Origin of the sequence: Actinocrispum wychmicini, assembly GCF_004345645.1 — a bacterium.
Classification (GTDB): Bacteria; Actinomycetota; Actinomycetes; order Mycobacteriales; family Pseudonocardiaceae; genus Kibdelosporangium; species Kibdelosporangium wychmicini.
In genome coordinates, this window is record NZ_SLWS01000001.1 from 1,379,081 (window position 1) to 1,390,763 (window position 11,683).

Annotated in this window: 12 protein-coding genes; 7 read left to right on the plus strand and 5 right to left on the minus strand. The window is 67.9% G+C overall.

Translation table 11 applies throughout. From position 1 onward, the window contains the following. Positions 1–17: 17 nt before the first annotated feature. The 5 genes from purE to EV192_RS54615 all read left to right on the plus strand — a co-directional run bounded on the left by purE (position 18) and on the right by EV192_RS54615 (position 3,999). Positions 18–494, plus strand: coding sequence for a 5-(carboxyamino)imidazole ribonucleotide mutase (gene purE / locus EV192_RS07005; protein WP_132113113.1), 477 nt, complete (start codon positions 18–20; stop codon positions 492–494). 133 nt (positions 495–627) lie between these two features. Further along, positions 628–1,377: an ESX secretion-associated protein EspG gene (locus EV192_RS07010; protein ID WP_165960232.1), complete on the plus strand. Its 750-nt coding sequence runs from the start codon at positions 628–630 to the stop codon at positions 1,375–1,377. A gap of 118 nt (positions 1,378–1,495) precedes the next feature. Continuing rightward, a complete protein-coding gene (locus tag EV192_RS07015; RefSeq protein ID WP_132112164.1) occupies positions 1,496–1,885 on the plus strand; it encodes a hypothetical protein in 390 nt (129 codons plus the stop codon). A gap of 60 nt (positions 1,886–1,945) precedes the next feature. Continuing rightward, a complete protein-coding gene (locus tag EV192_RS07020) occupies positions 1,946–2,446 on the plus strand; it encodes a DUF3558 family protein (RefSeq protein WP_243726720.1) in 501 nt (166 codons plus the stop codon). Between the two features lie 32 nt (positions 2,447–2,478). Then, on the plus strand, positions 2,479–3,999 hold the full coding sequence (locus EV192_RS54615) for a hypothetical protein (RefSeq protein WP_207925899.1): 1,521 nt from the start codon (positions 2,479–2,481) through the stop codon (positions 3,997–3,999). 6 nt (positions 4,000–4,005) lie between these two features. Here EV192_RS54615 and EV192_RS07035 read toward each other — a convergent pair whose 3' ends face one another. Continuing rightward, complete coding sequence (locus EV192_RS07035; protein WP_132112170.1) at positions 4,006–5,163, minus strand: acyl-CoA dehydrogenase family protein; 1,158 nt, start codon at positions 5,161–5,163, stop codon at positions 4,006–4,008. 102 nt (positions 5,164–5,265) lie between these two features. Here EV192_RS07035 and EV192_RS07040 point away from each other — a divergent pair, with 102 nt between their 5' ends. Beyond that, positions 5,266–6,813, plus strand: a complete 1,548-nt coding sequence (locus tag EV192_RS07040; RefSeq protein WP_132112172.1) for a class I adenylate-forming enzyme family protein — start codon at positions 5,266–5,268, stop codon at positions 6,811–6,813. Continuing rightward, positions 6,810–7,619 carry an META domain-containing protein gene (locus tag EV192_RS07045; RefSeq protein WP_132112174.1) on the plus strand — a complete coding sequence of 270 codons (810 nt, stop codon included), beginning with the start codon at positions 6,810–6,812 and terminating at the stop codon, positions 7,617–7,619. The genes EV192_RS07040 and EV192_RS07045 overlap by 4 nt, the downstream gene beginning before the upstream one ends. On the opposite strand, the gene EV192_RS07050 is transcribed toward EV192_RS07045, so the two are convergent. The 4 genes from EV192_RS07050 to EV192_RS07065 all read right to left on the minus strand — a co-directional run bounded on the left by EV192_RS07050 (position 7,604) and on the right by EV192_RS07065 (position 11,559). After that, the gene (locus tag EV192_RS07050) at positions 7,604–7,969 is read right to left on the minus strand and encodes a VOC family protein (RefSeq protein ID WP_132112176.1); all 366 of its coding nucleotides are present in this window, start codon (positions 7,967–7,969) and stop codon (positions 7,604–7,606) included. The two genes, EV192_RS07045 and EV192_RS07050, sit on opposite strands and share 16 nt — an antisense overlap. Continuing rightward, on the minus strand, positions 7,966–8,652 hold the full coding sequence (locus EV192_RS07055) for a TIGR03089 family protein (protein ID WP_132112178.1): 687 nt from the start codon (positions 8,650–8,652) through the stop codon (positions 7,966–7,968). Before EV192_RS07055 ends, EV192_RS07050 begins: the two co-directional genes overlap by 4 nt. Then, positions 8,652–9,935: an LCP family protein gene (locus EV192_RS07060; RefSeq protein WP_243726670.1), complete on the minus strand. Its 1,284-nt coding sequence runs from the start codon at positions 9,933–9,935 to the stop codon at positions 8,652–8,654. The genes EV192_RS07055 and EV192_RS07060 overlap by 1 nt, the downstream gene beginning before the upstream one ends. A gap of 118 nt (positions 9,936–10,053) precedes the next feature. Beyond that, positions 10,054–11,559, minus strand: a complete 1,506-nt coding sequence (locus tag EV192_RS07065; RefSeq protein ID WP_132112180.1) for an LCP family protein — start codon at positions 11,557–11,559, stop codon at positions 10,054–10,056. Between the last annotated feature and the right edge of the window lie 124 nt (positions 11,560–11,683).

Sequence of the window (11,683 nt, forward strand, 5' to 3'; positions counted from 1 at the left end):
CGCACGTCGGCGTGATCATGGGCAGCGACTCCGACTGGCCCGTGATGTCCGCGGCAGCACAAGCACTGACCGAGTTCGACGTGCCCTACGAAGTCGGCGTCTACTCCGCACACCGCACTCCCCAGCGAATGCTCACGTACGCCACCGAAGCCGCGGCCCGAGGCATCCAGGTGATCATCGCCGGCGCGGGCGGCGCCGCCCACCTCCCCGGCATGGTCGCCGCCGCCACCGTCCTGCCCGTCATCGGCGTGCCCGTACCCCTGAAGTACCTGGACGGCATGGACTCCCTGCTGTCCATCGTCCAGATGCCCGCCGGTGTCCCTGTGGCGACCGTGTCCATCGGCGGAGCCCGGAACGCCGGGTTGCTGGCCGTACGGATCCTCGCCGCGAGCGACCCGGCACTGCAGCAGCGGATGGCCCAGTTCCAGGCGGACCTGGCCGCGATGGTCCTGGACAAGGACGCGGCCCTCAGGAGGACCGCCACGGAGTCGTGACCCGCGCTTACCGCGTTCGGGTGATACCACACAGTAACCGGTGTGGACGGGTGTGGGCATGGCAGGATGCCCGGCTGGGTCGCTCAGGAAAGGGGCCACCTTGGCGGGCGGGTTTGAGTGTTCGTTGTTGGAATTGGACGTCATCGGGGACGCGTGCGGTCTGGATGTCCGGCCGTTTCCGTTCGATGTCCCGGTGCACGGCGAGTTGATCGAGGACCGGGTGCGGTTGGTGGCGGCGGTGCAGCGCAGCCTGACCGGAAAGGGCCTGGCTGACCGCGATTCGTTGGCCCCCACCGTGGTGCGGTTGGTGGGATTGTTCGCGCGGCCCCAGTGGTCGATCGGCATGCTCGGCAGTGCGGGAACGCAAACCTATTGTGTTCGAACGGGATCGGACGGCCGCAGCGCGGTGCTCGCCCAGCGATGGGGAGAACTGGTTCGGTTCGACCCGATCACACCCGAGTCAGTGGTGCGTGAACTGGTGCGACTGTTGCCGCCGGCCAAACCCGGCCCAGGTGCCTCAGTCACCATCGCCTTGGCCAACGAATCGCGTACCCGCGGGAGGCATCGACGCGACGACGACGCGCCGGACACCTTCCTGCAACCCGGCCGACCCACACGCACCACAGACGGCGCGCAACTGGGCATTGCCCGGGACATTCTGCGACGCCCACGAGCGGGAGCCGGATACTTCATTGTGACCGAACGTGGCCCCAATGGAAGAGACGGCGAGCCGCAAACCATGAGTTGGCTAGACACCGACGCGGGCCGCTATGTGGTGCTCTCCTCAGTCGGCGCTGATGGCCAGCAGTACGCGACATACGCTCCCGCCGACCTTCAGCGCGTGGAAAACAATCTTGAACGTCTCGCCGGGCTGCGGCACTGACCAGGACAATTTCCGCCGGGTGGGTCAATGTCGTCCCGCGGTCGGCCGAAGGCGGTGGCCCGCTGCTATCGTATCCGTGCGCAGCGTGGCATGACGACCTTGGGGAGGGTTGATCATTGTGGCCGACGACTATCGCGGACTGCTCAGTGCCGTCGGGAGTCTCAACAGCGCCATCGACAAAGGTGTCTACATGGATTACGAGGGCGCCAAGCAACTGCTCACCTTTGTGCAACACAACCAGGCAGCCGTGGCAAAGGTGCGCGCGAGGGGGGATCGCCTGGCGCAGGTCCCACAACTGGGCGACACGCCAGCGGCGAATGTGTACATGCCGTATCTGCCCACCGTCGCGACAGACCAAACCCAGGGTCTGCTTCCCACGCTCAAGCAGCTTCAGGATCGGTTGGACGCCGCAGCGTCGAACATTCAGAAGTCGATCGACCTGTATCAGCAAACCGACCATGGACATGGTGTGTCGATGGTCCACATTTTCAACACCATGATGGCCTGACAACCAAGAAGGCGACGAGGCAACGTGAAGCGGTGCGCGATTCCTGCCGGTCTGGTGGCGATGTGCGTAGTGGTATCGGCCTGCCAAAACGGCGTCGCCGGCGTACCCACGTCGACTTCTGTCACCGGCACTCCACCTGGGAGCTCGACATCCAGCGTGGATTCCAGCAGCACACCGACTGGGGGCATGGCCACCGTGAACGCGTGTTCCCTGCTCTCCACGAGCGAGGCAACCAGCCTCGGGCTGCCCGGTGCGGGCTACAAAATGAACGCGGGTGCCAAATCCGGTTGTGAATGGGACGGGTCGAGCTTCATCGTCATCGTCGGCATCTTCACCACCGCCGGTCTGGCCGATGTGAAGGTCAACGGTGGCACAGTCAGTGACACTCAGATCGGACGCTATCCAGCCAAACAGTTGAAGGAAGTCAGCGGTGGCTGCATGTACTCGCTTGGCGTGACGGACAAGTCCCGGGTGGATATCGAAGTCACCGCCGTCAGTGGGGGTGATCCCTGTCCGGAGTCGCTGGCCGTGGCGACAGTGGTCGAGAAAAAGATCTCGTAGTCAGCGGTGCACCGGAGGAGAGGAGCGAACTGATGGTGGATCGGACGTCGATTGACGGGGGACAGCAGGCTCCGACGCCGACTGACGCTCAGGTGCAAGCGGCGCAGACAAAGTTCAACGTGCAGCAGTACCAGGACGAATACCTGTGTGCCGAGTTGCGGAAACTGGTGAAGACCATCCTGGGGCAGGATCCGAACTCTGTCGACACGGTGGATCCGGCGGCATTGGCGAACATGAAGCAGGGGTTGTATCCACGTGCGGCGCCGGCCGGGCCAGGGGTGGTCTACCGCGGGATTCCGCATCAGAAGCTGTACGACAGTGTGACCCAGGGCGCGGATGCCGGCCAGATCGGGGACATGGCCTCGGCCTGGCAGATGTCATCGGACGACCTGATCGAGGCGAGTCAGAGCAACGCCGCCCAAGTGTTGGCCGGCAGCGAGATCGCGTGGCAGGGACAGGGCGGTGACCAGGCACGGGCGGCCGTCGCGTCGCTGACCAACCAGGCCGGACAGGTCGGTCACGCGTCCATGGTGTCCGCGCAGTTGTATCAGCAGCAGGCAAACGCGCTGGCCCAGGCCAGGAACACCATTCCGAAACCGCCGGAGCCTCCGTTCGATCAGGCGGCCGCACAGCGGCAACTGTCCACGGTGACGGATCCGGTCGCGAACGCGAAGCTGGCCCAGCAGCAGTACGAGCAGTTCGCCGCCCAACAGCAGGCCCATGACCAGGCGGCCACGATCGTGGAATTGTATGACCGGGTGGTGACGCAGACTTCGCGGAACCAACCGGGCTTCGCGCCGCCACCACCGCCGCCGCCGCCAGGTCCGGGACCAGGTCCGCATCCGGGCGGACCAGCGTCACCCGGTGGTGGGTCCGGGAGCGGTTCGGGTGTGGGGCACGGACAGGGTTTCGCGGGTGGGGCGTCGGGACAGTCGGGGCCGGGTGGTGGGGCGCCAGGGGCGAGTGGTGGCGTGCCTGGCCAGGCTGGGTTCCCCTCGTTGGATGGCCAAGACGGGCGTGGTGGTGGGGCGCCAGTGTCTCCGTCGAGTTCGGACTTTGGCAGCGGCAGTTCGCGGCCTCCGGGCGGCCTGCCGTTCGGCGCCGGTGGTGGTTACCCAGGCGGTTCGGCGGGCGGGGACGGGTTCGGTGGCGGCATGGTCGGCCCCGGTGGCGGGTTTGCCGGGGGCGGGTTTGACGCGGCGCGTTCGGGCTACGGCTCTGGTGGGGGAGGCCGGTCCGGTGGGTACGGGCAGGCGTCAGGCGGTGCTGGCGGATCTGGTGGCGCTCGTGGATCCGGCGGTGCAGGTGGGTCCGGCGGTGATGGGGCTCGTTCGGGTGCTGGTGCCCTGGCCGCTGAAGAGGCGGCGCGGCAACGCGGCATGACTGGTGCGCGCGGTGCCGCCGGTGCACCCGGCGGGATGCCGCCGGGTGCCGCGCGTGGCGAGAAAGGCGAGGACGACGAACACAAACGCGCGTCGTACCTGCTGGAGCCGGACACCGACGGACTGTTCGGCGCCGACCAACGGGTGCCGCCACCGGTGATCGGCGGCTGACCGAAGTCAGCCCCTGAGCAGGGAGCGGGCCATGACCTGGCGTTGGATCTGGTTGGTGCCCTCGTAGATCTGGGTGATTTTGGCGTCGCGCATCATTCGCTCGACCGGGAAGTCGCGGGTGTAGCCGGCGCCGCCGAAGAGTTGGACCGCGTCGGTGGTCACCGACATGGCTGTGTCGGAGGCGAAGCATTTGGCTGCGGCGGCCACGAAGCCGGTGTTGGGTTCGTTTCGTTCGGCTTTGGCGGCGGCCACGTAGACCATGTGGCGGGCCGCTTCGGTTTTCATGGCCATGTCGGCGAGCATGAACTGGACGCCCTGGAAGTCGGCGATCGCTTTGCCGAACTGCTTGCGTTCCTTGACGTACGCGATGGCCGCGTCCAACGCGCCCTGGGCGATGCCGACGGCTTGGGCGCCGATGGTGGGGCGGGTGTGGTCCAGGGTGCGCAGGGCCGTCTTCAGGCCGGTGCCGGGTTCGCCGATGATCCGGTCCGCCGGGATCACGCAGTTCTCGAAGTAGATCTCGCGGGTCGGCGAGCCCTTGATGCCGTGCTTGCGTTCCTTCGGGCCGACCGAGAAGCCCGGGTCGTCGGCGTGCACGACAAAGGCCGAGATGCCCTGGGACGGCTTGGCCGCGTCCGGGTCGGTCACCGCCATCACGGTGTACCAGGACGACTCACCCGCGTTGGTGATCCAGCATTTCGTGCCGTTGAGCACCCACTGGTCGCCTTCGAGGCGGGCGCGGGTCCGCATCGCCGCGGTGTCCGAACCGGCTTCGCGCTCGGACAACGCGTACGAAATGGACGTTTGGCCGGCCGCCAGTGACGGCAGCACGAGCTTCTTCAGGTCCTCGGAGCCGGACAGGATGATCGGCATCGAGCCGAGCTTGTTCACGGCCGGGATCAGCGAGGACGACGCGCACACCCGCGCGACCTCCTCGATCACGATGCACGTGGCGACCGCGTCCGCGCCTTCGCCGCCGTACTCCTCCGCGATGTGCGGCGCCGCGAACCCGGACCGGACCAGCGCGTCCCGCGCCTCGGCCGGGTAGCGCTCGTTCTCGTCGCAGTCGGCGGCGTAGGGCGCGATCTCCTTCTCGGCCAGCGCACGGACCGCCTCACGCAGTGCGTCGTGCTCCTCCGCCAGCTGGTAAATGCCCGCGTTCACCCTTGTCCGCCTTCCACGAATACGTCCTCAAGCTCTCCGATGTTAGCGCGCGTTCACAACCCGGAGCTTGTGTCGTGAGCCGCACTTGGCTTTAGTCGAGTGATGACGCGTCCCGCACTCGACTATCCCGAGGTCCCTGTCGGCGCGATCCTGGCCGGCGCGGCCCGCCGCTTCGGCGACCGGACGGCGTTCCGGCACCACGACGACGAACTGACCTTCAGCCGGCTCTGGACCCAGGCATGCCGGTTCGCGAACGGCCTGGTCGGCCGCGGTGTCCGGCCCGGGGACCGGGTCGCCCTGGTGATGCCGAACTGCCTGGCGTTCCCGGTCGCGTACTACGGGCTGCTGCTGGCCGGGGCCACGTTCGTACCGGTCAACCCGCTGATGCCGGAGCCAGCCGTCCGCGCCCAGATCGAGGACGCCGAGGCCAAGGTGGTGCTCAAGGCGGCCGATGTGGCCACGGTCGGGCAGGGACAGCCGGACACGCCGCCGGACGTCGAGATCGACATCCACCACCACCTGGCGCACCTCGCGTACACGGGCGGGACGACCGGGCTGTCGAAAGGCGTCCGGCTGCCGCACCGCAACGTCGTGGTCAACACGCTGCAGTTCGCCTGCTGGCAGACCGGCGGCGTGCCGGCGCTGGACGACGAGGGCGGGCTCGTCCTCAACCAGGTGAACGACCCCGGCGAGTACCGCGCTCGGGTGGGCGCGGGGGTGGCCATCAACCTGACCCCGTGGTTCCACGCGATGGGCACGATCGCCGGGCTGAACGTGACGATCCTGGCCGGCACGTCCGTCGTGCTGCACGACCGGTTCGACCCCGTCGCGTACCTCGCCGACGCCGAGAAACGCCAGGTCACGTACGTGGGTGGCGCGCCCGCGCTGTTCGCGGGACTGCTGGCGTGCCCGGCCATCCACACCACGGACCTGTCCTCGGTGACCGGGATCGGGTCCGGCGCCGCGCCCATGCCGATGGAGATGACCAGGGCATTGCAGCGGCTCATGCCCAAGGCGGTGATCGTCGAGGGCTACGGCCTCACCGAGGTCACCATGGGCGCCGCCAGCTCGCCAGTGGCCGTGTCCGCGACGCGCAAGGTCGGCACGGTCGGCCTGCCCGTGTTCGACACGGAGATCAAGGTCGTGCCGGTGGAGGGCGGCGAGGAACCGCTGCCGGCCGGCGAACGCGGCGAGGTGTGCATCCGTGGCCCGCAGGTGATGCTGGGCTACCACAACCGGCCGGCCGACACCGCGGACGTGCTCGTCGACGGCTGGCTGCACACCGGCGACATCGGCGTGCTCGACGCCGACGGCTATCTGTCCATTGTGGATCGCAAGAAGGACATGCTGATCTACAAGGGGTACAACGTCTACCCACGGGAGCTGGAGGAACTGCTGGTCGCGCACCCTGGGGTGGTGATGGCCGCGGTCGTCGGGCGCAAGTCGGTGGAGGTCGGCGAGCTGCCGGTGGCGTTCGTCGTGCCCGCCCGGCCGGACGTCACGGCCGAGCAGTTGATGGCGGACATCAACGCGAAAGTCGTGCCGTACAAGCGACTGCGCGAGGTCATCCTCACCGACCAGATCCCGGTTTCGGCCGCTGGTAAGATCCTCAAACGAGAACTCCGCCAACTCTTGTTAGAGAGCTCGTGAGCAACCATTTCCGCCCGTCGCCGGGTCGCATGGGACTTGCCGCCGCGGTCGCGCTGGTCCTGGTTGTCGCCGGGTGCGGCAGCGACACGCCGAAGACGACGACCAAGCCGCCAGACATCGGGGCAGCCGGCGCCCCGCTGCGCGGCCACACGTACCTGTCCGACAGCGTCACCGACCAGGGGCAGGCGCACACGCTGGTCGCCGGGACCCGGGTGTCCATCCAGTTCGAGGACAGCGGGGACGTGGTCGCCCAGGTCGGGTGCAACTCGATCGTCGGGCCGGTGAAGCTGGACAGCGGCAAGGTCGCGGCCGACCTGGCGATGACCCAGAAAAGCTGCGACGACGACCTGGACAACCAGGACAAATGGCTGTACGACGTGCTCAACGGCGATGCCACCTGGAAGCTGGACGGCTCGACGCTGCGGATCGCGTCCGGGGCGACCGAGATCGTGCTGAGCGAGGCGAAGAACGTGCCGCTGACCGGCACCACCTGGCAGATCGACTCGATCGTCGGCGGCGACACCGGCACCACCACCCCGCCGAAGGGGTCGCTGGTGTTCACCGACCGGAAGGTCACGGTGTCCACCGGCTGCAACACCGGCGAAGGCGACTACCAGGCCGCCGGCCAACGCCTCGCGGTGTCCACTGTGGCCATGACCCGCAAGGCGTGCCCGCCGGACCTGGCCGAGACCGAACAGGCGATCCTCGCGGTCCTGTCCGGCGACGTCGACTACAAGATCGAGGGCCGGGTGCTGACGCTGACCAGCGCGGCCGGCACCGGGCTGCGCCTTCAGGCCGCGAACTGAGTCAGCGACAACGTGTTGCCGTCGGGGTCGGTGAACCAGGCGACCTTGCTGCCGTCCGGGGTGGTCCAGACACCGAGGTCGTCCTGGCCCATCCCGTCATAACGGGTGAACTTCACGCCGCGTTCGGTCAACGTGCGGATCGTCGAGTCGATGTCGTCGACCCGCCAGCCGAGCACGGTGAACGGTTGCGGCGTGAACGAGTCCACTTTGGTCACCCGAATGCCGGGCAGGACCAGCGCGAACGGCGTCACCGCCAGCACGGTCAACCAGAGCGCGCCCTCGTAGAACTCGCGTGACCGCGCCAGGTCGGTCGACGCGGCGAACGCGATCGGCTCGTCGAGCACTGTCATACCTCCGGGATCGGGACCGCCCGCTCGGCCGTGCGGTGGGCGTCGAGCTTGGCGGGATCAGGGTGGGTGACCTGGACCAGGGAGCCGCCGCCGGCCAGCACCGCGAGCAGCCCGGACAGCACGCCGTCCGGGAAGTTCCAGTCCTGAGTGGACAGAACGCGGGCGTTGACCGCCTTGGCCCTTGCGGTTTTCACCACGTCGTCGACGGTCAGGTCGAGCAGCGCCGGGGTGTCGCCGGGGACGTCCACGAACGGCGTGAAGTCGTCGCCGAAGATCCGTGACTCGGCGATGTAGTCCAGCGCCCCGGCGGGCGGGTCACCGCGCAGGCCCATGCCCATCGGGTCGAGCGACACCACTGCCCGTGGGCCGGTGACCGTCGAGTCCACTGTGGTCAGTGTGATCGCCGCGCCGGTCGGGTCCGTGGTGACGTGGGCCCCGCACCACCAAGCGCCGAGCAGCACCCCCGCGGTCTGCCAGTGCGCCGGCAGCAGCACCGCGACATCCGTCCCCGGTTCGACGTCGAACTCCTCGGTCAACCAGTTCGCGGTCTTCGCCGCCCAGTTGGCCAACGTGGCCACGGACAGCTCGACGCGGGTGCCCGCGAGGTCGTCGTAGTGGGTGATCAGCGGACGGGACTGGTCGCCCCGCAGCAACGGCCGGAACAGCGCCTCTGTCACGGACATCAGTCCACGCACCGCACACCGTCGATGATGTTCGGCTGCTGCTGCGGCTGTTCCCCGTTGAGCCGCAGCGGCCCGTTGGACGCGAAGTTCGACGGCTGCCGGCCGAGCAACTGGGCCACGAACGTCTTCACCGCGGGGACGTCCACGGTGATGATGCTCTGGCCGCGTTCGTTGCGGGCACCGACCTCCTTGACCGGGATCGTGGTGAAGTCCACCTGGCCGGTCGACATCGCGCTGAGCTGCCTGGCCAGCGTCAGCAGGTCCAGGCCCGGGTCGACGACCACGGACTTCGCCGCCGCGTCGGTCAGCCGCGACAGCTTCCCTGGATCGGTCAGCGTGCCCGCGGTGAGCACCTGCTGCATGGCCGCGCTGAGGAACACCTGCTGACGCACGATCCGGTCAAGGTCGCCGCGCGGCAGGCCGTCGCGCTGCCGGACGAACGACAGCGCCGCGCCGCCCCTGATCGTCTGCACGCCCTTGCGGAAGTTGGCGCCCGAGTTCGGGTCGCTGGTCGAATGGTTCAGACACACCGTCACACCGCCGACCGCCTCGGTGAGCAGATAGAACCCGTACAGGTTCACTTCGGCGTAGTGGTCGACCCGTACCCCGGTCAGGTTCTGCACGGCCTGCGCCAGCGCGGACCGGCCGACCCGGTCGGACTCGCGCTCGATCTGGCCCCTGTCCTTGACGCCGTCGGCCGTCATCTGCTGCGCCTTGAGGTACTTCGTGGCGCCGTAGGCCGCGTTGATCTTGTCGTCGCGGTAGCCCGGGATGGACACGTACGTGTCGCGCGGGATGGAGATCGCGTAGCCCTTCGCGCCGTTCTTCGGCAGGCGCAACAGGATGATCGTGTCCGTGTTCACGCCGTCCGCCGCCTCGGTCCGCAGCTCCCTGAGCACCGACGCCGGCAACGGGTTGCCCTTCGCGTCGGTCCGGGTGTCACTGCCGACGATCAGGATGTCCTCGGCGCCGTCCTCGGCCGGCGGCGCGTTCTTCTGCACCTCCGGGCTCAGCACGTCGGACGTGTTCGTGTTCTCGTTCACGGTGTTGACCGTGTTCCGCGCCAGCCCGGCGGCGGCGAGGGCGGCGGCGGACGCCAACGCGACCACGACCCGGGCGGCGATCCACGCGGCTCGCTTCGCGCGCCCCCTCGGTTTCGGTGCGCTCTCGGCAGGTTCGTCCGCGACCGGGTCCTTGTCCTGCGCCACCGGCTCGTCGGGAACCTGTGTCACCGGCTCGTCGGGAACCGGGTCCTCGTCGTGCGTCACCGGTTCGTCGGCCACCGGAACTCCTCCCACCCCAGCATTCGTGTACGAGCGTAACCGCCCTCGGTTCGCCGGGAACGAACGCCACCCGAAGGACCGCCCGTTGGGGCGACTCCGCGGCGATCCCCGGCCGGCATCAGTTGACGCAGGTCACACCGTTGGCGTTGATCGGTGGCGACGTCGGTGTGACGTTTGTGGACGATGTGCCCCCGCTGGTCGGCGGCGCGCTGGTCTGGACCTGGTGACCGGTCGCCGGCTGGTAGTTCTTTCCCAGCACCGCGCGGACTTCGCCGGTTTTCAGCGTCGAGTCGACGGTCAGCGTGAACTGCCCGCCGAGCGCCAGCTGCACCTGTTGCGCGGAATCCTCTTCGCCGGGCCGGTAGTACAGCGTCGACGTCGGCTGTGCCGCCGTGTCGGTGACTGTCCCAGGCAGGAAACCCTTACCCTTCAACACCGCCTGTGCCGACGCGGCCGCTCCCCGGATCGGTGACGCGTTCCGCACGTCGACCGTGACCGTGCCCGGCGCGAAGGGTGTGCTGGTGGGTGCGGTGGACGACGTCGGCGGGGCGGACGGGGCCGGCGGGTGGTCGTCGCGGGTCAGTGCGGCGACGAAGTCGTGCACCTGCTTGGGGTCCACCTTGATCACGTCCGCGCCGCCGATCTTGGCCGGCCCGACCGTCGGGATCGTGTAGAAGTCGATGGCACCGCTGGACAGCCCGGACATCTGCTGGGCGAACGTGGTGATGTCCCACCCCGAGGACAGCACCACCGACTTCTTGATCGCCGTGGTCAGGTCGTTCAGCTTGGACATGTCGGTCAGCACGCCGGTGGACAGCACCTTCCGGGCCAACGCGCCGATGAACACCTGCTGCCGGACGATCCGGTCGAAATCCCCGTTCGGCAGTTCGTAGCGCTGGCGTACGAACGACAGCGCGTCCGCGCCCGACACGGTCTGCACGCCGGCCGGGAACCTCGCGCCGGACTTCTGCTCGTCCACCGCCTTGTTCAGGCACACCTCGACACCGCCGATGGCCTTGGTGATGTCGTAGAAGCTGGCCAGGTTCACCTCGGCGTACTTGTCGATGGTGACCGCGTTGCCGATCAGCTGCTCGATCGTGGTGATCAGGTTGATCCGGCCCTGCTTCTTGGCCACGTCCTCGGCCTGCTTCGGCGGGACGTTGCGCTGGTCCTTCATGACGTCGTTGAACTTGTACACGAACGCCGAGTTGAGCTTGTGGCTGCCGAAACCGCCGTTGATCGTCACCCACGAGTCGCGCGGGAACGAGATGGCGACCGCGCGCCTGCCGTCGGTCGGGATGTGCACGAGGATCATCGTGTCGGTGTTGCGTTCACCGTCGTTGATGCCGCCGTGCAGGATGTCCATGACCTCCTTGGGCAGCGGGTTGCCGTACGAATCGGTCCGGCTGTCCATGCCGACGAGAAGGATGTCCTGTGCGCCGTCGAGCGGCTTCGGGCCGGCCTTCTGCACGTCCGGCGGGATCACGTCGGTGGTCACCACATCGGCGTTGACGTCACGGTATGTGACGTAGGCGTAGGCGGTGAAGGTCAGCACGAAGATCGACCCGAGTGCGATCACGCACCGTGCCATGTACAGCGCGATCCGATAACCGCCCCTGGACAAGGTCGCCTCCTGGATCTCCCGCCTCGACCCACATTACTGAACATCGCCGTAAAACGGCGGTGTACCGGTAATACGCCCAGCACCCCTGAACGGTTGGCTGGCGATTTAGGCCCGCATGAAAGAC